This is a genomic window from Clostridium sp. SY8519, assembly GCF_000270305.1.
Taxonomy (GTDB): Bacteria; Bacillota; Clostridia; order Lachnospirales; family Lachnospiraceae; genus SY8519.
In genome coordinates, this window is record NC_015737.1 from 112029 (window position 1) to 132720 (window position 20692).

General features: G+C 50.2%; 16 protein-coding genes. All 16 read right to left on the reverse strand.

The genetic code is table 11. The features are described 5' to 3' along the window. Positions 1 to 2: 2 nt before the first annotated feature. On the reverse strand, positions 3 to 779 hold the full coding sequence (locus CXIVA_RS00600) for a DUF4422 domain-containing protein (protein WP_013976069.1): 777 nt from the start codon (positions 777 to 779) through the stop codon (positions 3 to 5). Beyond that, positions 779 to 2863, reverse strand: a complete 2085-nt coding sequence (locus CXIVA_RS13705) for a sugar transferase (RefSeq protein WP_013976070.1) — start codon at positions 2861 to 2863, stop codon at positions 779 to 781. The genes CXIVA_RS00600 and CXIVA_RS13705 overlap by 1 nt, the downstream gene beginning before the upstream one ends. A 50-nt stretch (positions 2864 to 2913) precedes the next feature. Further along, positions 2914 to 4461 (reverse strand): hypothetical protein, encoded by a 1548-nt coding sequence (locus CXIVA_RS00610; RefSeq protein ID WP_148267764.1) that lies wholly within the window; start codon positions 4459 to 4461, stop codon positions 2914 to 2916. A gap of 107 nt (positions 4462 to 4568) precedes the next feature. Beyond that, positions 4569 to 6197 (reverse strand): O-antigen ligase family protein, encoded by a 1629-nt coding sequence (locus CXIVA_RS00615; protein WP_083834929.1) that lies wholly within the window; start codon positions 6195 to 6197, stop codon positions 4569 to 4571. Positions 6198 to 6526: 329 nt separating this feature from the next. After that, positions 6527 to 8587, reverse strand: a complete 2061-nt coding sequence (locus tag CXIVA_RS13200) for a glycerophosphodiester phosphodiesterase family protein (protein WP_158309829.1) — start codon at positions 8585 to 8587, stop codon at positions 6527 to 6529. Between the two features lie 36 nt (positions 8588 to 8623). Then, entirely contained in the window at positions 8624 to 9712 is a 1089-nt protein-coding gene (locus CXIVA_RS00625) for an acyltransferase (RefSeq protein ID WP_013976074.1), read from the reverse strand. Next, positions 9712 to 10776: an NAD-dependent epimerase/dehydratase family protein gene (locus tag CXIVA_RS00630; RefSeq protein WP_013976075.1), complete on the reverse strand. Its 1065-nt coding sequence runs from the start codon at positions 10774 to 10776 to the stop codon at positions 9712 to 9714. The genes CXIVA_RS00625 and CXIVA_RS00630 overlap by 1 nt, the downstream gene beginning before the upstream one ends. Next, positions 10769 to 11578, reverse strand: coding sequence for an IspD/TarI family cytidylyltransferase (locus tag CXIVA_RS00635; protein WP_013976076.1), 810 nt, complete (start codon positions 11576 to 11578; stop codon positions 10769 to 10771). Before CXIVA_RS00635 ends, CXIVA_RS00630 begins: the two co-directional genes overlap by 8 nt. 12 nt (positions 11579 to 11590) lie before the next feature. Continuing rightward, the gene (locus tag CXIVA_RS00640; protein WP_013976077.1) at positions 11591 to 13546 is read right to left on the reverse strand and encodes a CDP-glycerol glycerophosphotransferase family protein; all 1956 of its coding nucleotides are present in this window, start codon (positions 13544 to 13546) and stop codon (positions 11591 to 11593) included. A 15-nt stretch (positions 13547 to 13561) separates the two neighbouring features. Next, positions 13562 to 14770, reverse strand: a complete 1209-nt coding sequence (locus CXIVA_RS00645; protein ID WP_013976078.1) for a CDP-glycerol glycerophosphotransferase family protein — start codon at positions 14768 to 14770, stop codon at positions 13562 to 13564. A 26-nt stretch (positions 14771 to 14796) separates the two neighbouring features. Continuing rightward, complete coding sequence (gene tagD / locus CXIVA_RS00650) at positions 14797 to 15189, reverse strand: glycerol-3-phosphate cytidylyltransferase (RefSeq protein WP_013976079.1); 393 nt, start codon at positions 15187 to 15189, stop codon at positions 14797 to 14799. 143 nt (positions 15190 to 15332) lie between these two features. Next, positions 15333 to 16067 (reverse strand): ABC transporter ATP-binding protein, encoded by a 735-nt coding sequence (locus tag CXIVA_RS00655; protein WP_013976080.1) that lies wholly within the window; start codon positions 16065 to 16067, stop codon positions 15333 to 15335. Between the two features lie 10 nt (positions 16068 to 16077). Continuing rightward, entirely contained in the window at positions 16078 to 16866 is a 789-nt protein-coding gene (locus CXIVA_RS00660; RefSeq protein WP_013976081.1) for an ABC transporter permease, read from the reverse strand. A 132-nt stretch (positions 16867 to 16998) separates the two neighbouring features. After that, a complete protein-coding gene (locus tag CXIVA_RS00665; protein WP_013976082.1) occupies positions 16999 to 18216 on the reverse strand; it encodes a leucine-rich repeat domain-containing protein in 1218 nt (405 codons plus the stop codon). Positions 18217 to 18219: 3 nt separating this feature from the next. After that, positions 18220 to 19818, reverse strand: coding sequence for an SGNH/GDSL hydrolase family protein (locus CXIVA_RS00670; protein WP_013976083.1), 1599 nt, complete (start codon positions 19816 to 19818; stop codon positions 18220 to 18222). Between the two features lie 242 nt (positions 19819 to 20060). Next, positions 20061 to 20609, reverse strand: a complete 549-nt coding sequence (locus tag CXIVA_RS00675) for a hypothetical protein (RefSeq protein ID WP_013976084.1) — start codon at positions 20607 to 20609, stop codon at positions 20061 to 20063. Positions 20610 to 20692 lie beyond the last annotated feature (83 nt).

Below are 20692 nucleotides of genomic sequence, written 5' to 3' on the forward strand. Positions count from 1 at the left end.
ATCTATCTCCTCTGCTTTTTCCCTTTAAACTTCCGTTTCAGGAAATCTCCGCCCTTTTTCAGCCAGTTTTCCTGCTCCATAAATACCACCGGAATATCCACACTGTCATAATGATTGGTTTCCAGCCACACATCCAGCAGCCGTTCACTGACAAATCCGAAGACCCGGGCATCATTCCGGGAATACCCGGAGATATCCAGACGGCCTTCCAAAGTGAAAAGGATGTCAAACAGCCAGGTACAGTACTGGTCCGCCAGTTCCCGCTTCATAATGAACATATTGAACCGGTGCCCGTCTGTCCGCTTCATGACTGCGTCATAGGCCTTCAGATATTCCGGATACTTCTCCTGAATGATCTTTCTGGTCTCGATCAGATCCGCCTCATGATGCGCATGCACATACTGGCTGTAATTGGTTTCAATATAATAATTCCGCTTCACCGGCAGTATGATATCCGTCCGGGACAGCAGATCCCGGATCTGTTCCCCGCTGGCGATGCGTTTCCACTTATCCCGATCCTTTGTCACACTGAAGTATCTGCGGTAATGCACCAGTCCCAGGTAATCCGAAGGTACATTTTTCCACATATAATACAGGCCGGTCAGTTCGCAGTAGTTGGGATTTTTCCGGGATATGTTGTCTCCCGTATTATCTCCGGTAAATCCCAGAGAAGCCTTACCTTCTGCCCCTACGTGCACCGGAAGGTATACGTCATCCTGCGGCACACGGTATGGCTTGTGCAGCGCAATCATTATTTTAATATCTGTTTCGTCCTTCATTACTGTGCTCCATCCCCTTTCGCGACGGATTTTACGGTCCGGAATACGATCCGGATGTCTAATTTGGCGCAGTGATGGTCCACATAGTACATCTCCATCTTCTGACGCTCCCCGCTTTCATATGTCGCGTTATTTCTGGCATACGCCTGCCAGTAACCGGTCAGACCCGGTTTGACACTGAGCAGTTTTGCCACATCTTTTCCATAAATTGCCGTCTCTTTTTCCACAATCGGCCGTGGCCCCACAACAGACAAACCGCCGCCGAAAATATTAAACAGCTGGGGCAGCTCATCCAGGCTGGATTTACGCAGGAAATTGCCGATTTTTGTAATTCGGGGATCATTGTCAATCTTGAATTCCCGCTGATACTGCTCCATCTGTTCCGGCGTCAGCAGCTTCTCCAGATCCCCTGCGTCCTGCTTCATGCTGCGGAACTTGTAGACCCGCAGTTTTCTTCCGTTTTTGCCGATGCGGACATGGGCATAAAACGGGCTGCCGCCGTCATCCATAGCCACCAGAATCATCAGTATGAGAAACAGCGGCGACAGGACTGCGATGGCAAGACCTGAAACGATAATGTCAGTTACCCGTTTCGCAGCAAGATACAGCCGCTCTCTTCCGGTCACTGTATGCTGATAGGCGGAATGATCGTATTCCAGCGGTTTCTTAAATTCGAGGATATCCCGGATGATCTCCTGTTCTTCCTCGATCTGAGCCGGATCGAACCCCCGCATCAGCGTATTGGTGATAAAACGGAAGAAAAACTCCGCAATCAATGCCAGTTCCTGAAATACATTCCACTGTTCAATGTATATTCTTTCCTGCGCGATAATCTCTTCTTCATCCAGCTCAAAGCTCCATCGCCCGATAATTCCCGGCCGGATACACATATTCTTCCGCCGCTCCGGCTGATATTCCAGGAACCTGGAAAGCCGCGGCGCATGGATGCCTACCAGTGACATGTCCGACAGCAGCACATTCAGGATCAAAGGCAGCCGGTCCAGGTGGCTGACACACAGGAATACGCCCCAGCGGGTTCTCGCAGGCTTGCCCTGTGCCGTCCGCTCCGCCGCGTCCATCCGCAGGATGCGGAACCGATACTGCGTAAAACGGCGCCCGTTTTTGCCCACCCGGATTCTTCGGATAAACAACGGCCCCTTTGACTCGAGATTGTTAAATACAGCTGTCAGGATAATAAACAAAAGCAGCAGCGGAAGCAGAAGAACGGAAATCACCAGATCCAGCACCCGTTTCAGAAACAACTTTCTTCTGGCAATCTGATGTACCGGGAAAAAGCTGAGTACCGAACAGCTGCCCACCCGGTCCAGATCCTGGCGCGCCTCCGGAATGACATTAAAGGGATCCACATCCACACGGACCAGTTTTCCGATATCATTAAAGTGCCGGGCGGCTTCACGAAGCGCCCGGTTCGTTCCATTCGGAACTATCAGAACCGAATCCACCGGGGACTGCCGGATCACATCCACCATAGTCTCTGTATCTGCCAGAACCTTGATGCCTTCGATATACTCTCCGGTCATATCCCGGTCTGTCACCACAAGGCCGGCCAGATTGATTCTCCATTCCGTGGGACTGCTGATTTCCCTGATTTTCTTCCTGACATCAGCATAGCGGCAGATCAGGACACAGCGCTCCACATTCTTACTGAAGCTTGAAAATTTGCGGACAATTCTGCGAAAGATTTCCCGCAGTCCCAGCCCCAGCACAAAAAACGCGATGGCAAATACTACCACAAACTCTCTGGAGTACAGGAGTCCCGTCTGCGCAAAGAACATATAAAGCAGTGTGATTACCACTACCACCGCCACAATCTTTGCCATTTCTTTCAGATCCCGGCCGAATTTGCGGGTTACGAAATTATCCCGGGTGCTGAAAAAATAAGCCGCGACAAAATAACTCACCAGCATCGCCGGAATCAGTGTCAGATAAGCTCCTTCTGTATAAACCCCGGTCCGGAAGGAAGAAAGAAATTTCCACCAAAAAGCAAATGTATAGGCCAGAAGAAGCGCGATTACATCCGCAATACATTGTAAGTAAAAGTTATATCTTGATAAATTAGTCATAATGCTATTTACCCACCAGGCTCAAAACCGTACCGATTGATCCGGCGCTGTCAGCAGTCAATGCAGACTGCCCCCCAGATCGTACGGTCATAACCATCCAGCTCAGCAATATACCGGTCCAGCTCTCCGCAGGATGCTGTCCCGCCGGACACTGCCAGCACAAGATTTTCGCTGCTGCGTACCGCATCCTGATACTTTTCTGACGCGGTATCATACAGATTCAGCCTTCTGACTTCTATTCCTGCGGATTCACTGATCTGACAGCAGATTTTTTCCAGTTCTTCCCGGCTGCCCGGATTCATACGGGACGGCAGCGCAAACGTAATCTGTTCCATCTGATGGAACTGTGCCAATGAAGCAATATAGGCCGCGATTTTCCGCGTTGCTCCCCGTTCTGCCAGCACAGAGCGATATCTGATCCGATAGATCCCTTTACTGTGAAACAGCCGGCGCAATCCGTGATATTTTCCTGCGGCCCTTGTTTCTCCCAATGCCGGAATCCCCAGAACTTCTTCCAGCAAATCCAGACGTGTCACTTTTTTTCGGGAGACCAGAAGCACACAGAAAATCACACAATAGATCAGAATTCCAAGCACAAAGCCTGCAGCGGCATACTTTTTGCTGAAGGATGGCCTGCTGATCTCTGTTTTTCCGCCGGCTCCGCTGCTCTGAACCGTGAGATCCGTCTGCCCGTCACTGCTGCCGGACTTGCTGGTCACAGATTCGTATACCGCGGACTGTGACGTGTTCAGCGCAGCCTTTCCGCTCTTGATTGCCGTTGCCAGTGCGCTGATATCATTGTATACACCTGCCTGCATTTTTTCCAGATTCTGATTCACTATCGTCTGCTGTTCCGCAGTCAGCAGGCGGATCGTATGAGCGCCTGTTTTTTTCTGAATGCCGGCTGAGGTTTTTTTCAGGTACTGTGTGACTTTTTCCTCAAGCTTATCCGTATCCGTTTCTTTTTCCGGAAGAATAATATTCAGATACAGCAGTGCCTCTTTCAGCGTACTGTCTCCCGCAGTTGACTGATCCGGATTCTCCAGGGAGGTTCCGGTCTGATACAGCTGGTTCGCGTAGCGCGGTTCCAGTGATATTCCAAGCGTCTGATTCAGAATCTTTGCGGAATCATCCGTCGACAACGCATCCCGATACAGGGCCAGCAGCGTGGAAATGGAATAGTTCCGGCTGTCAGAAGGAATCTGCACCAGGTAAGAGAGTTTCAGTATTTTTTCCTTGGACGGATTCACCTGCATCAGCGGGGATTTCAGATAATATTCCGAAAACGCATCGTAGTTTGCCTTCTGCTGCAGCAGATTGTAAACATCCTGGCGCTCCTCCTTTGCCAGCGTTCCCAACGCCCGTTTGTCCGCCGCCGACAGATTCAGTTTTGCCTGAAATCCATCCAGGCCATTCGCAAACAGATTTGCTGTATCGCCTGAGCTGCTCTGCTGTGTCTGTTCCGCAGACTTTACTGCCGCATGATAGCTGCGCATATCCTTATACGCTTTGGCGCCGGCAGCCAGAACACCTAGAATGACTGCAAAAATCAGGACGGCCTTCCACTGTTCCAGTATGGACCATACTGCGTCTTTCATGGAAACAGTATATTCCTCCTGCAGTTTTTTTCTGTTATTCGGGATGTACATACTACTTCCTTTCCTGCTTTTTCACTTATTTTTTTTACTTTTCTTTATCCGCATTTCTACCAGGCAGCATCATTCGGCACCCGTTCCCAGGTATTGGAACGTTCTTTCGACTTTCTCCGGTCCGTAAACCGCTGTCCGCGCATTCCATCGAACATCACCGCAAATGAAAGATAGAACAGACAGGTCAGGTCCCGGTTAAAGGGCACCACCTGGATTTCCAGCAGAGATTCCATCAGATACGCGGAAAATACCAGAAGCACAAAAAGCATTCCCGCATCCAGTTTCTTTCTGCCGAATAATCCCTGCACAATATATGCCAGCGCAAATATTTCCAGGATTCCGACCGCTGCCCCGGACAGGATGCCGCATCGGTAGGTAAAATCTAACACGGTATTATGAACGCCGTGCAATTTCGTGCCGGCCGTGTTTTTCAGCGGTACTTCTTTCGGATTGTTCCCGAACCAGTTCAGGTGATCCAGCACAATCTGGTAGATCGTCAGGCGTCCGGACGACAGCTGATCCGCTGATCCATGATTATTATAGGAGCGAAAAATCGTGCCTACATTCAGTCCGCTGCTCAGAAACGCTGTATCCCCCGCAGTCCACGACATGCTTCCCGCAGCTGTGTTCCAGAGGGAAATACCTGCCTTGACGCCAGAGGATGCTTTTTTCTTCTTCTGTGCGCCGGATTTCTGATCAGCTGTGCGTTTCTTCCCGTCCGTCTGTGACTGTTTTTCCGGATGCCACCATCCCATGGCAATCAGTTCTTCATCCGTATATTTCACCCTGGAATCCGATATTTCCCGCAGTGTCGCATTGCCGCGGTAGCCGAAATATTTTTCCGGTACCTGTACTGCAGACACTGCCCCCCACGCCGCCGCGCAGGATAACGCAAGCGCCAGAAGGCAGACCAGAAAACGTCTGGATTTGCGGATGTTTTTCCTGGCAATGGCAATCAGCCACACGAGAACGGCTAAGCCTAATGCAAGGAAAGCCGTCCGGCTGCCGGTCAGGAAAATCATCCCAAGGGAAATCCCCAGCGCGATGATATGTACCACCAGTTTTCTGTCTTTCCGGACAATCAGATACAGGGCGGAAAGCGCCGTACACAGATACAGCATAGCAAGAATATTGGGCGCGTCGGCCAGCCCCGTGTACCGGCCGTTTTCTGACGCCGCCGCAATGTAAGGCTGCCCGTACAGGCTGAACGCGAAGAATACGATTCCGTTCAGCACAAATCCAAAGGCAATCCGGTCATACAGGGCTGAATAGTCTCTCCGGTTGTTCCAGATCAGATAAAAACCCGGAAACAGCAGCAAAAGCAGAGCGGCGAACCCTTCCATCTCAAATCCTGTCGGATGCTGAACCCGGGCAATAATTACTGTCACAAGGAAGAAATAATACACCGCCGCAACCACAGGACGTGTCTCCACCCGTTCCAGTTTCCGGTCTACGCTGAACCAGGTAATCAGAAACAGGATCACCGAAAAACAAATCCCCCGCAGTATCACATGCGGCAGAAGAAGGCTCAGAATATTGCTGTACAGCAGGGAGTAATAAAATGCCAGCAAGAAACAGCATAGGCTGAGGATACGGTTTCTGGTTTCTTGCTTCATATTTTCTGTCAGCCGAAACATTCCGTTCCAGATGGCCCGATGTGGTATCTGCAGGATCTGCATATTCATTCTCCCTATCTTCTGTATTTCTGTACCAGCCAGAGTGTCTGCATTCGCTCAAAGTAGTTTATCACAATTTCTCTGATTTTACTATATTATATCAGGTATCCCTGCTGCTTATCAGACGCTGCTGTCCTTCATTCCGCGGTTCTTCATTTTCTGTTTTTCACAGCATATACAGCATATTATACCGCGGAAAAAGCATCTGTACCTGCCTCTTTCTTAAGAATTCTTAAAGAACAGTTCGGTACAGATGCTTCTGCATAACGGTGTTTATCTTCGATTGATTCGCCTTCCGGTACATCTGCCGGATTTTCTGCATGCAGCAGTCGGATCTGTCAGGAAAATAATTTTTCATTCATGGTCAGCATATCCAGATCCGTCTCTGAATATTTCTGATACTGTTTCTGTGTTTTTACCGTATAGATACAGTAAATCAGCTTTCTCTTCTCCAGTTCTTTCTCTGTATTTTCCGTGAAACAGGAAGCGTTCTGGCTGACGCCGGCGTCCGAAAACAGAGAAAGATAGGTATAATCCGCGGAATCCAGCGTCCGGTTATAGAGGAACAGCACGCCGATATCCGGATCGATCGTATTTTTTATATCCTCCAGATACCCGGTTTCAAAGGAAATGATCATGCACTGTTTTTCCATCCCATAGGCTTTTATGGTATCCACGACTTTTTTCAGCATTTCCTTGCTGGAAACCTGTTTGATCTCCAGAACAGCAACCACGTGATACTCTTTGCAGACGCTCAGATATTCTTCAAAAGAAGGCACTTTTAATTCCTGCCTTACGCCATTTTTGTCTGTGTATGGAATGCGAAGCGCATCAATCTGTTTCTTCGTCATATCCATGACTTTTCCGGTTCCGTCTGTGGTCCGATTTACGGTGGCATCATGCATACACACCAGTTTTCCGTCTTTTGTATTATATAAATCTGTCTCGATTCCCCAGAATCCGGCCTTTCCCGCCTCTTCAAAGGCCAGGACCGTATTTTCCGGATATTCCGCGCTTAATCCCCGGTGCGCAATATAGAGCTGATCATTCGGATTCGCTTCTGAAGTTTCATCCGAATTTTCTTCCGAGTTCCCGGTCTGGCCCTCATCCGCAGTTCCCTCCGGGTTCCCGGTCTGACCTTCGTTTGCGGTCCCGGTCTGGTTCTCGTTTCCAGACTCTTCCGAATTCTCGGTCTGGGTCCCGCCTGCATTCTCTTCCGTAGTTCCGTTCTGGCTCTCATCCGCCAGCCCGAAATCATCCACCAGCGGAATCCATTTTTCCGCCGCGCTGCTTCGATTTTCCGGTTTTTCCTTCCGGAACAGGCCGCTGATCTGCCGGATTTTCGTACTGCTCAGCTTCGCCTTATCCCTGCGGCGGACATAGAATCGGTATTTATACCCTGCGTTCAGGATCACCCCATGTTTCTGCCATTTGCTTCTGGACACAAAAGTCCCGTTTTTCCGGTATGTGCAGTAGGCAAATTCGTAAGAAACAAAATCATCCAGACTGTAATACACCGGAGAGGACGGCGCTTCTGTCTGAATCATGGCTGCATGCCAGGTACTGGACCGGTACACGCCTTTTTCGTCCAGACGTCCCGTATCAAACAAGCCCAGTCCTTTCTTTTTCTTCCAGACTGCGGTCATACGCACGGTTCCCTTTTTCGCCAGATCACTGACTGACGCTCCCGGCTTGTACGTTTTACCTTTTACACGCCATCCGGCCAGTTCATAACCGGCCCGCAGAAATCCGCTTTTTGCCAGTTTGTATTTTTTGCCATAGACTGCTGTGCCGTCCGGAACCGAACCGGATTCCGCTCCCCCGCCTTCATAACGGATCCGGTATTTCCAGGATACCGTAACCTTACAGCGATACGACTGACCGCCGGCTTTTGCCGTAATGACCGCTGTTCCCTGTCTGCCGGCTGTGACTTTTCCTCTGGAAGAAACAGCTGCCACTTTCGCGGAAGAGGAATGCCAGGTAACTTTCTTTCCGGTGCCTTTCAGGGCCAGTGTGCCGGTTCCCTTGTATCCCAGTGTCATGGTTTTTGCGGACAATACCGGCTGCTGTACACTGACGGTGCAGCGATACTGTTTTTTGCCGATTTTCGCGGTAATCACCGCTTTCCCTTTGGAAGCGCCTCGTACGGTGCCGTTTTTTGACACTGCGGCAACTTTTTTATTCGAAGTGGACCAGCTGATTTTTTTCCGGCTGTATTTCTTCGCGTTGGTAAACTTCAGCTGATACTTCTGTCCCTTCACCAGCGTCATGCTGGTACGGTTCAACGGTGATTTTCCGGCTGCCTGCGCCGGTTCCGCATGAATCATCCCCGCAGTCACACTGGTTGCCAGCAAGGCTGCCGTCAGTATTCTCATGTGTTTTTCTGCTGTCTTCTTCATACGTTCCTCACACTTCTTCTTCATTCTATTACTCTGTTACTGCGCAGCTGCGGAAAGCCTCCGGGAACGGGCCGCTTTCCACCAGGTCACTGCTCCATATAAGATAATTCCTGCCAGGATGGTTCCAATCAGAATCGCAAGCAGCAGATTCCGTCCGCCCAGACGGGAAGCAAGACAGGCGCCCGCAAAATCTCTGGTCAGATTCTGCACCAGGTATACCGGAAGGCTGATTTTTCCCAGGAAATATAAAAATCTGTGGTCAAACAGCCGGGATCCGTATGAGATTCCGCTAAACGAAATACCGGTGGCAATTGTCAGCGCGATGACAGCACTTCCCAGATACGGCCGTGTAAAATCTTTTGACATCGAATAGTACACAACCATTACATACAGAAGAATCTCCAGCACCGTAATTCCGAGGCGCAGGACCGGAGAGTATTTTTTCTGTTTCAGCACACGCACTGCTTCATAGACAAACATCCCCAGTGAAATCTCCGCAAAGGCGCGAATCACGCCATTGGTCAGGAAGCCGCTCAGCCCGCCGGCATCTCCCAGGGTACCGTTTTTCGCGATCAGCATGCCGGTCAGCAGGAAGCCTGCCAGCGGCGCCACAATCCGCACATAGACGTCATAGTGTCTGCGGGCCAGCGGATAGATCACGGCCAGTGCCAGCAGCATGGCGGAAATGTACCACTCTACGCCGATCAGCGCGTCTGTCTGATAACCGCTCATCTGCAGGAAAAACAGGCTGGGGAACCCCTTGATCAGGATCTCCAGAAATCCCTTCTCCAGTACCAGCATCCGAAAAAGAAAGGTCAGGATAATGATAATGACGTGATACGGCAGGATGGAGGAAATCTTTTTTGCCATAAATTTCCAGGTAGCGCTGCCCAGAGGGACTTCCTGCTCCCGCACTTTACAGATTGCCATGGCTGTCAGGAATCCGCTGACCAGGAAAAAGAATTCCACACCCAGAAATCCCTTGTTAAAGAAAGACAGATGATCGGTAAATTCCCATCCCCTGCTTTTGTAATCACCGCCGGTATGGTAACAGAGAATCATCATACAAAAGCAAAAGCGCAGGAGTTCAATTTTTCCCACGCGTCTGCCTGATCTGCGGGCCATCAGCGCCGCTCCTTCATACTGCGGATCAACCGGTCAAACATCTCCTCCAGCCCTGCTGTGGCCTTCCAGCCCAGTGCGTTCAGCTTTCCGGAATCCAGCCGGATCACCATCTCCGGATTGTATCCAAAGGATGCCAGATCCTCCGGCACCTCGATACGGACCGCAACCTTCTGATCCGGGTAAAGCTCTGCAGTCAGACAGGCCATTTCATAAATGGAACACGCAGTGTCCATATTCGTTACATTATAGGCTTCTCCGGTTTTCCCTTTTGTCAGTATGGTCAGAATCGCGGTAACCGCATCTCTGACATAGCAGTAACTCCGCACGGTTTTTCCCTGGGTATGCAGAACAATGTCTTTTCCTTCTATCACATCCCGGGCAAATTCCGCAAACACCCGCCCGTCGTCATACTGTACGCCGGGACCGAAGGTCTGTGAAAGCCGGGCTACACGCACCGGCACGCCATATTCAGCCGCATAGGACGCGCAGAGACACTCCACCAGACGCTTGCCTTCCGAGTAGGAACTGCGCACGCTCATGGAATCGATATAGCCCGCGTCGTCTTCTTTGATGGTGCCTTTGGTCTGTTCCCCCCGCGGAGTGCCATACACTTCCAGCGAGGAAAGATAGACCATGCCTTCCACCTGATGCTCCCGGGCCAGCCGCAGCACATGGTCTGTGCCGTCAATGGCCGTGTGGATCGTCTCCACCGGGTGCTCCACGAAATAGCGGGAGCCCGTCGGACTGGCCGTATGGATGATATAATCAATGGTTCCTTCATAGGAAATCGGCGCGTCCAGACCGCCTTCCGCGATCACCAGATGGGCATCCTCCTTCTGGTCCGCAAATACTTCTGCTGCCTTGTCCGCATTTCTCACGTAAGCAATGACTGTAATCTCTGCCCCCTGCCGGCTGCAGGCCAGCAGTGTCCTGCAGATCTGCGAACCGATCAGCCCGGTGGCACCGGTAATAAAGACCGTTTTCCCACGGAGCGCCTCTGTATCGATGCTTTCAGCTGCAAGCGCGGCGTCCTCCGCTGTGAACGAATCGTAGTATTTATTCATGTCTGTCCTCTTTCGCCTCATCTTCCCCGGATGTCTCTTCCCGGAAATAATTCATTCTGGCTCTGGTTCCGTTTGTCAGGCCGAAACCGAAGGCCTGCTCATTTTCACGATACTGCAGCAGCGCGCGGAAAATGTATACATCCTCCGGCGTCGTTACCTTGATATTTCCGCGGTTGCCGGGAACCATATGCACCGGAATATCCAGCGCCTTGCAGATCGTGCAGTTGTCCACCATGTTTTCATAGCCGGACGGCGTCTGCCGGATCCGGTTATGCGCTTCGATAATGTCTTTTAACACAAAGGTCTGGGGCGCCTGTGCCGCATAGGTATCTTTCCTGTAAGGCACGCTTTCCACAAACTCTCCGTCCTTGCTCAGAAGAATCGTCTCAAAGCAGGATGTACAGGTAATGGCATTGCCTTTCTCCTTCGCGGTGCGGATATTCTGTTCGATTACATCATACGAAACAAAGGGACGCACGCCGTCATGCAGCAGCACGATGCTGTCCGGGTCATTTTCACTGATTCCCTTCTGGAGACAGTTGTAGATGGAATCCTGGGCAGTCGCTCCACCAGGGATCACTGCCGCCACCTTGCTCAGGCGGTATTCACTGACCAGATCCTCCACATACGGAATATAATCCTTTAATGTGGAAATATAGATCTTATCGATCATTTTGTGGTACTGAAACAGCTGTACCGTATGTACCAGGATCGGTTTGCCGTTGATCTCCAGAAACTGTTTCGGTATGCCGGCGCCCATGCGCACCCCGCTGCCTCCTGCAAAGATCATTGCTATATTCATACCTGTTCCTCCTTATGCTTCCTCTGAAGAATCCTCATCCGCGTCCTCTTCGCTGCTGTCGGAATTGTCTTTACCGCCGGATTCCTCTTCGCTGTTCTCTGTTTCTTCGTCCGTATCTTCGTCTGCCTCATCATCCGCTTCCGCTTCCATGGCAGCGTCTTCCTCCGTGATGATGCACCGGGAGAAATCCAGGGCTTTGGTCCGTGCATTGTCCTCTTCTATGGCATCCAGTTCCGCCTGGATCTCTACCGGAACGTTTCCCAGAAGGATCCAGTCAATGACACGGTCAGAGGCATGGGAATCGGTATAATCAAAGTGGATCCGCACGTATTCTTCCACTTTTTCGTATTCGAAATCCTTCTGCTCCAGGGCAGTCATCACCTCATCAAAGGTATAGCAGACTTTGCCCGGTGCCGCCTCTTCGTAATCCCTGTGGAATCCCCGGGAAAACGAATACTGCACTTTGTCAAAGGCGAAAAACAGCATCGGTTTCCGCATTAAGGAAAACTCAAAGATGCTGGAGGAATAATCGGTAATCAGCAGATCTGTAATGTAAAACAGGTCGTTGATGTTCGGGTATTTGTTGACATCCACAAACCGGTCTTTGTACTCCTCCCGGATCGGCACCGGATACGGCACCCAGGGATGCATCTTGAACAGGACGACCGCTTCTTCGCCGCAGAACTGATACAGCCGGTCAAAGTCAATGAGTTCATAGGGATAGTGCGCATTGGCCCGGTTGGTACCCCGGTAAGTCGGCGCAAAAAGAATCACCTTTTTCCCTTTGCACATGGGGAACTCTTTATATAATTCCGCAATCATCTTTTCTTTGTGCTTCGGATCCAGGTATTCATCCATACGCGGCATGCCGGTAGGAAGGATCTGTTCGTCATTGATGCCGAACACTTCCGAGAAGAAGTGGGCAATCTGGCGGCTTCCGGCGATTCCATACTTATACTGTCTGTGGCAGTTTACAGGGGCGGGGCATCCGTTATGTCCCCAGCGGCTGTACCCGGAAGATTTAAAGCCGGCGCCCGCGTGCCACAGCTGAATCAGAGTGGTTTTCGGATCCAGAGTCAGCCAGTCCAGACAGGGCGCATGATCGTCAATGAAGATCATGTCCGCTTTTGCCAGCTTTTCCACAAAGGCGATCCAGTTTTTCACTCCGTAATGTCGAATGGCAACCATCGAGCGGGCAGAGGTCAGAATATTATACTCCTTATCCAGTCCCCGTTCTTTGATCCGGTCCATGACACTGGTCAGATTGCTTCCCATCACTTCACTCTGCTCCGTCATGAAAAGCAGGGTCATCTTTTTCCCGGTCTGTCTGGAATAATTCCTGTATTTATTCAGTTTCTTCTGATAGATATCCTTGATTACCTTGTGGCGCTTGCTTTTTAATTTTTTCTCCACACCGGCCTTCATCTTCTCCTTGCCGTGGAGTTCCACCACCGGAGCGTGATCATTTTCATTGAATACCGGTATGCCGCAGCGTTTCATATCCTGGGCAATCATATCCAGATACAGTGCGTCATCTCTGTCAGCCACGGAAAAATCGATGATATATCCTTTGGATTTCTTGTTGTGCAGGAAGATTCTGGCCTTATCCTTCAGAAGCGGCGCCAGTTCGTCCGCGATCTCCAGCAGGCACAGTACATCATTTCCCTGGCAGGCTGCCAGTTTATACTTTCCGTTGGGCAGACACTTGCAGTAGCCCGGATTGGTGTAATTCAGCGACAGCACATATCGGGTATCTGACAGCTGTCTGACTTTGAATTTGGCATTGGCCCGATGATGCACCGTCACTGCGTAGAAATCCAGCGGTTCGGACAGGTCAATGCCCTCCCGGGGCAGGATCTCCACAGTCATATGAACGATAATCCGCTCCCACTGAATATCCGTAATCTTCGCACGGATCCGGTGCTCTGCCATACGGTCTGTCATAACGATATTATTGGTCTGTTCCATTCTGTCACTATACTCCTATTCCATTTTACTGATCAAAAAATCAACGATTCGCTTTGCCGCCTGACCATCTGCATGATAGCCGATCAGTTCCAGGAACTTATCAATGTCCTTCTGATACTGCTCCGCGTCAAACTGCCGCATCACCGCAATCAGATCATCGGTGGTTTTTGCATACGGAAACGGCAGCTGCTCCATCGTATAATACATGCCCCGTTTTTCCTGATATTCTTCCAGATCCGGCACATACATAAAGGCCGGTTTACGGGTCAGCATAAAGTCCGTAATCGCAGAAGAATAGTCGGAAATCATCAGATCCGCCGCTACGGCGATATCCTGCATATCCGGATATTTTGAGGCATTGATGATTTTTTCATGCTTGGGTATCAGTTTCTTCGCTTTGGAGATCAGGCGGGGATGCAGACGAATCAGCAGCACCCAGGGGTCGCCGGTCATCTCTTCCAGCGCTTCCACTACACGGACGTAATCCATGTTGTACCATTTCAGGACCATTCCGTTGCGGAAAGTGGGGGCAAAAAAGGCGATCTTTGTCCCCGCGGGAATCTGATAGGTCGCGCGGATCGCCTGTTCGGCCTCCGGTGAACCATTAATCAGAATATCCGTCCGGGCGTCCCCCAGCTCCAGGATCTCTCCTTTTCCGTAAAAGAACTCTTCCAGCACATGCTTTTCCACTTCACCGCCACAGGTAATGTAATCCACATAGTCCGCGTCTGTCCGGTAATTCTTCTCTTTTTCGCTGAGTTCTTCGTAAGCTTTTTCCTTGTAGGTGTTTTTGTCGGTTCCCTCACTCTTTAAAGTGATTCCTCCATGGAAGGTATTCAGATAGATGGTTTTGTCCCGTTTCACGAGGCCGTTCTCATACATCTTATTAAAATGGATATTATTGATCCATACTTTTGCGGTCAGCAGCTCATACACCGCTTCCCTGTCCTTGACCACCCGGACCCGGTCCGGGATTCTGCTGTCTTTCCGATTCTGGGATTTTCCAAGGATCCACACCAGATCATAGGCATCGCCCCGTTTCAGGAACTCATCGCAGATCGCCCGCGGGTTGCAGCCGTATCCTTTGCCGCCAAACTGTGAAAAAACGATTTTGTTCTTCTGTACCGGTTTAAACCGGGCAATGCGTCTGCATTTTCTCAGGTGCCGTGCTTTGGATCTCTCGGCTTCTTTCTCTTCCCTTGCCGTTTCCTTTGCATCTGCCATATGCGTATCTCCCCTTATCTGTCTCATTATTGTTTATTCAGATCTGTCTTGATCTGCGTGGTGGAAATCTCCGGCGTACGCGGGAGGTATACGACTTCACAGTAATCCTTCAGGAAATCAAACTTGCCCTTCCAGTCATCCCCGATGACGAAGGTGTCGATTTTGTATTCTTTCACATCTGAAATCTTCTGTTCCCAGCTTTCCTCCGGAATCACCAGATCCACATAGCGAATGGCCTCTACCAGATCTTTCCTCTGTTCGTAGCTGAAATAACATTTTTTCTGTTTGCTGTTCCAGTTGAATTCATCGGTAGACACTGCAACAATCAGATAATCTCCAAGTTCTTTCGCCCGCCGGAGCAGATTCACATGACCATAGTGCAGCAGGTCAAAAGTGCCGTAGGTTATCACACGTTTCATTATTATATACCTCTCATCGCCATTTTATTACATTTTTATTACAATCGTAATAACGATACCATACAGGCATAGTTTACGCAAGTTCCACAGAAAAATCCTGCCTGTACATTCCTCTGAAGTACAGACAGGATCCCCCTTCGCTCTTATTTCATAAATTCCCGGTACTCCGGTATGATTTCCTCCGGTGTGCCGATTTTACGGATATTCCCGTTGTGCAGCCACAGAACTTTTGTGCACAGATTCTGTATCGCATTCAGTGAGTGGGATACAATCACAACGGTGCGATCTTTGTCCTCGATCAGTTCCTTGATCCTTGCATGACTCTTCTTTTTGAAATGCTCATCCCCTACGCTCAGCACTTCATCAATCAGCATAATATCTGTTTCCAGCACTACGCTGATGGAGAACGCAAGCTTCGAATGCATACCGCTGGAATAAGACTTGACCGGGGCGTCGATAAAATCCCCCAGCTCAGAAAATTCAATGATTTCATTCGTCTTTTCCTCGATCTCTTTTTCGCTGAAGCCCAGGAGCAGGCCGGAGAGGTAGATATTCTCCCGTCCGGACAGTTCTTTCTGAAAGCCAATTCCGATGGCCAGAAGAGACACGTCATGCCCGTGGAGGTCGATGGTTCCTTCGTCCGCGGAGAAAACTCCCGCCAGTGCCCGCAGAAGTGTGGATTTGCCGCTGCCGTTTTTCCCGATGATCCCCAGGATCTCACCTTTTTCCACCTCAAAGGAAATCCCGTGGATCGCTTCGAACACGCCATTGTCTTTGGACTTTTTATGACGTTTCAGAAGCTGCTGCTTGATGGAATAATTTTTCAGCTTGCGATACCGAATCACGAGATCTCTGACTGTAATTGCTGTTTCCGCCATAATCCACCTCTTATATTACCTTTGCGTAACTGTTTTCATAAGCATAAATCAGCCGCATGCCAATCAGGCACAGAATGATGCTCAGCACTGCCCAGAGCGTCATCCAGTGAATACTCGGCGTAGTCTGATAGATCAAGGACTGGCGGGCGCTGTGGAGAATCAGTGCCATCGGGTTGCAGTGCAGGTCCAGTTCCCGGAAGATCGGGTTCTTAATCCGCTTCTGAATGTTAAAGAAGACACCTACCCCATAGTAGCAGAACCGCATGACAATGCGGACAATATTGGACAGATCCTCGACAAATACCCCGAAGTGCAGCACAATGCAGCAGATCCCGAAGGTAAACAGCACTTCAATCAGAAACACCGGGACAATCCAGAAGATATTCCAGGACAGGGGGACCCGGTAAAATACCATCAGTCCTACGATAATTATTCCGGAAAACAGCATCTTGCGGAAATTGATGCGCATTTCTTTAATGACGAGTATAAACTTCGGCAGATAGACTTTGTTGATAATGCCTTTGTTTTTCTTGACTATCTTAACGCTGGAATTCAGTGTGCGGTTGAAAAAATCCCAGAACGTAAGACCGATAAAAATAAACAGCGGAAAGTACTGTTCCTTCGCATGGAACACATACCCGAAGATAATCGTGTAAATTATCATCATACAGAACGGATTGAAAATCCACCACAGCCTGTTCAGATAGGATCCGGCAACTTCTGCTTCCAGCGCTGCCTTCGCGGCGTATTTGGAATAATGATGATATTTCCTGGTGTCCTGAAAAAATCTTTTTAACATATGTATCCTCATCGTCTGCACCCGTCAGGTATTCCACAACGGCTGCTTTCACAGGAAAAAACGGCGCAGTACAAGCCTGCGCCACTCCAAAATTCGACTTATCTTACCACATCTGTCATAGGATGTCAAAATTTATGCTTTTTTCCAGATCAGTCCATAAGCGTCCGCGTAACGGGAACCGGCGGAACCGGCCGGGGCCGCCAGCACAAACCGCAGATTCATGGTGCCGGAAGATGTAGTCCCAAGGGCATAACTGCCGATGGATTTCACCCGGGATGACAGACGTATTCCGCGCAGCCGTCCGCAGAAGCGGAACGCATTGGCGGAAATCTTTGTTACACTGTTCGGTATCTTCACGCCGGTCAGGCCGCTGCACCCCCGGAACGCAGCGGTTCCGATGGTTCTGGTGCCGGCCGGGACTTTGTAACTGCCCTTACGTCCTGCCGGGTACAGCACCAGTGTTTTCCTGTTTTTCGTAAACACCACGCCGCCTGCGGATCTGTAAGTCCGATTGCCGGAAGCGACCTTTACCTGTTTCAGTTTCGTACATTTATAGAAGGAATTGGAGCGGATCTGACGGGTATTCTTCGGGACTGCAACGGAAGAAACACTCCGGTCCCAGGCAAAAGCCATACCGCCTACCGATGTAACCGTATCCGGCAGCCGCACCACGCCTCTGGTTCCGCCTGCCGCAGTTGTGTGCCATCCCCGCAGGGACGGACAGTCTGCGAAGGCATAGGTATCAATTTTCTTTAAAGAAGAAGATACCGTCACATCCGTCAGCGAACGGCACGCGTAAAACGCCGTATGCGGAATCACCTGTACCCCCTGGGGCAGACGGGCCGTCCGCAGGCTGTCGCAGTGGGCAAACGCAGAGCGGCCCACATAGGTCACCCGGTTCGGTACGGAAATCTCTGTCAGTTCGTCCGCGTTGGCAAACGCTCTGTCCCCGATTCGTTCCAGAGTGTCCGGCAGGGATACGGTCCGCACCCTGTAGGCATTCTGAAAGGCCTCTGCGCCGATGGAGCGAATCCCTCTGCTGATTATAATTTTTCTTACGCTGCTGTCACTCCACGGTGTTGTTTTCTCTGTGTAATCCTCCATGTCCGCTGATGAAACGCCTTTTTTCGGAGCGATCCGCAGTGTACCGTCTGCCGTCAGTGTATAAACAGCTTCCGTTCCGCAGCTTCCTCTTTGTACCGGGGTTCCCTCTGCCGCCTGGGCAGTCACCACTGTACCGTTTCCGGCTCCGGCATCTGTACTTACCGTGCCCAGGGCAGCCGCTCCCGCTGTTGCTGCCGCAGCGGCAAGAAGCAGTGTCATATGTTTCATCTTTTTTCTGTTTCTCACATCTTACTCCTGTCTGTTCAGTACCTCTCTCATCAGAAACTCTGCCAGGCGATTGCCATACTGGCCATAGGTAAATTTTGTCATATGCAGATTATCCGCGGTCCGATACCCGCAGGTGCTGCCTGTAACAATTCCATAGGATCTGGTGTGGAACTGATAAACTTTCAGGCAGGAAGACTGGGACCAGGCTTTCGCCTGCCGGTCAAGCGCCCTCTGGTAGTCATGCAGTGTCAGTCCCAGACCGTTTGCCGCGGTATCCCGGTTAATGATTCTGCTATACTGGTTTCCGAAGCGATTGCTGTAAAACAAATCCACAAACACCACTTTAATTGCCGGTTTCCCATGCCGCATCCGATATTTGGAAGCAGTCTCGATCTGGCTGCGGATCCGGTTTAATGCCCCATGGAACGCGCCGATGGAAGAAGAGCGGATGCCGCCCAGTCTGGCACTGCCCATATAGTCATTGGTGCCGGCTGCCAGCACAATTACATCATAGTCCGACAGCGACGTGTCATTATAGTCCGACCCCAGACGCTCACTTTTGGCCGGGGTCATACCCTCTGCCAGCGGCGCGGTGACTTCCGTAACAATCCGGGTGATTCCCCGGCTGTTCTCTTTTCTGTAAATATAGGTAGCGCCCGGAACCGCCGGATTATAATATTTTGCCCCGGTCAGCTGAGCAACCCGCTCCGGATAGGAGAAATACTGCTGTGTCTTCGCGGAAAGATACGGAGTGCCATGGGTGATACTGTCGCCGATATACAGAATCTTTTCTGAATATTTCCCTTTATTGGCGGTCTGGAATCCGGTATCATAGCTGCTGAAGACTGTTTTGCCGTTCTTTTTCGCATAGGCACGCACCGTATAATAGGTACAGCCGGGCACTTTGGAAAACGTCTTGTACTGAATGGTCCGTGAAGATGCCTTTACTTTGGCTGTGCGGCTCCAGATCATCCGGTTTCCGCTTTTTCTACCCATATAAATAAGATATCCCTCTGCATTTGGCACTGTTCCCCAGTACAGAATCGCCTTGCTGCCGGAGGCATGCTGACGGACAATATCCGGCGCTTCCAGATGAAAATCCCCGTCCTTCTGCCAGGAACCGGCAGTTAATTTTCCTCCGGCAGCCCGGTAAACAGGTTTTACGTAATAACGCAGAGCGTTCGATGCCGGATCCAGGAAATGCCCTTTCAGAATATTTAAACTTTTTTTCTCGCGGGCATTCAGTCCCTGCGCATAGACATCCGTATAAGCAGTTTTGCCTGCTTTCACCCGAGCAATTCGCTTCATTGCCCCGGAACGGCTTGTTTTCCGGTAAATCTCATAGGCATACAGCTTTGCGCCGGCCTGTTTTTCCTTTGCTCTGGTCCAGGTTACCCTGGCTCTTAAATTTGTGAAATCCACATGGACACGCGGTGCTGCATTTTGTTTTATTTTTCTCTTCTGCTGCCGTCTGCCTGTTTTCACAGAAGCCTTCGTCTGTACCGCAGGCTGCATGGCCGCATGGCTTCCGTCTGCTGCCTGTGCTGTACAAAGAGGAATCATGGTTCCGGTCAGACAGACTGCCAGTGCCGCTGCCTGTATTTTTATCATTTTCTTCATTCTGTTCACTCCTGTTTTTACACAGTAGGGTATTATACATCGTCTGTTCCCGGCAGACAACCCGGCGGCCGGGAAATTTCAGAGTGTTCAGAATTTTTAAGGATTCCACGCCCTCTCCCGCTGACAGCTGGAAATCTGTGTAACGACAAAAAACAGACCGCCCTTTCTCTATAGAAGATAGGCGATCTGTTCTGTCTGAATCATCAAGACGCTGCGGAACGTCCGGCGCTTATTTTAAACGCTTATTTGATGGTAAGCTTGTAGCTGGCCTGGCTGTCTTTTACGCCGGCAAAGAAGTGATAAATATAGACGGTCTGACCCTTTTTCAATTTGATCTTGGCATAACGTTTGGTCAAATAATTCTCGGGTTTTTTCTTTTTCTGATAACGCTTCCAGGTTTTATAAAAATTGGCGGAAGCCAGCTGCAGATTAGAGATCTTTCCATAATTTGTGGCAACTTTCTGAGGCATCGCTGTGGAATATCCGGTGTCCAGTCCCAAATATACAAATCCGTTGACGCTGTTGCGCGCCCGGTCTGCTTTCCGTAACGCGTTCACGTTGCTGAAGGTAAAGGTATAGGTCTTTGTCTTTTTGGCTTTGAATTTAACATAGGAAGCGCTTTTTCTGATCTTTACCTTATTTTTCCCTGTCTTTACCGCAGGCGCCTTTCGAAACGCCGTCGCTTTCGTGGACACGGTTCTGGTTGCTGCTGCCGCAGGCATCACTGTTCCCCCCGCAACAGAAGCGGCCAGTGCAGCTGACAGAGTGACTGCAAAAATTTTCTTTTTCATTTTCATCATCCTCCATTTTTACAAAAAAATGTTTTCACAAATCATCATGGGGGATGTCGTACTCTCTGTCAATCCTCTGAATA

Coding starts and splice junctions, on each gene's coding strand:
- CXIVA_RS00600 (WP_013976069.1), bottom strand. CDS start 779: ATGAAGGACGAAACAGATATTAAAATAATGATTGCGCTGCACAAGCCA.
- CXIVA_RS00610 (WP_148267764.1), bottom strand. CDS start 4,461: ATGAAAGACGCAGTATGGTCCATACTGGAACAGTGGAAGGCCGTCCTG.
- CXIVA_RS00660 (WP_013976081.1), bottom strand. CDS start 16,866: ATGTTAAAAAGATTTTTTCAGGACACCAGGAAATATCATCATTATTCC.
- CXIVA_RS13705 (WP_013976070.1), bottom strand. CDS start 2,863: ATGACTAATTTATCAAGATATAACTTTTACTTACAATGTATTGCGGAT.
- CXIVA_RS00655 (WP_013976080.1), bottom strand. CDS start 16,067: ATGGCGGAAACAGCAATTACAGTCAGAGATCTCGTGATTCGGTATCGC.
- CXIVA_RS13200 (WP_158309829.1), bottom strand. CDS start 8,587: ATGAAGAAGACAGCAGAAAAACACATGAGAATACTGACGGCAGCCTTG.
- CXIVA_RS00640 (WP_013976077.1), bottom strand. CDS start 13,546: ATGGAACAGACCAATAATATCGTTATGACAGACCGTATGGCAGAGCAC.
- CXIVA_RS00670 (WP_013976083.1), bottom strand. CDS start 19,818: ATGAAGAAAATGATAAAAATACAGGCAGCGGCACTGGCAGTCTGTCTG.
- tagD (WP_013976079.1), bottom strand. CDS start 15,189: ATGAAACGTGTGATAACCTACGGCACTTTTGACCTGCTGCACTATGGT.
- CXIVA_RS00675 (WP_013976084.1), bottom strand. CDS start 20,609: ATGAAAAAGAAAATTTTTGCAGTCACTCTGTCAGCTGCACTGGCCGCT.
- CXIVA_RS00625 (WP_013976074.1), bottom strand. CDS start 9,712: ATGGCCCGCAGATCAGGCAGACGCGTGGGAAAAATTGAACTCCTGCGC.
- CXIVA_RS00635 (WP_013976076.1), bottom strand. CDS start 11,578: ATGAATATAGCAATGATCTTTGCAGGAGGCAGCGGGGTGCGCATGGGC.
- CXIVA_RS00615 (WP_083834929.1), bottom strand. CDS start 6,197: ATGAATATGCAGATCCTGCAGATACCACATCGGGCCATCTGGAACGGA.
- CXIVA_RS00645 (WP_013976078.1), bottom strand. CDS start 14,770: ATGGCAGATGCAAAGGAAACGGCAAGGGAAGAGAAAGAAGCCGAGAGA.
- CXIVA_RS00630 (WP_013976075.1), bottom strand. CDS start 10,776: ATGAATAAATACTACGATTCGTTCACAGCGGAGGACGCCGCGCTTGCA.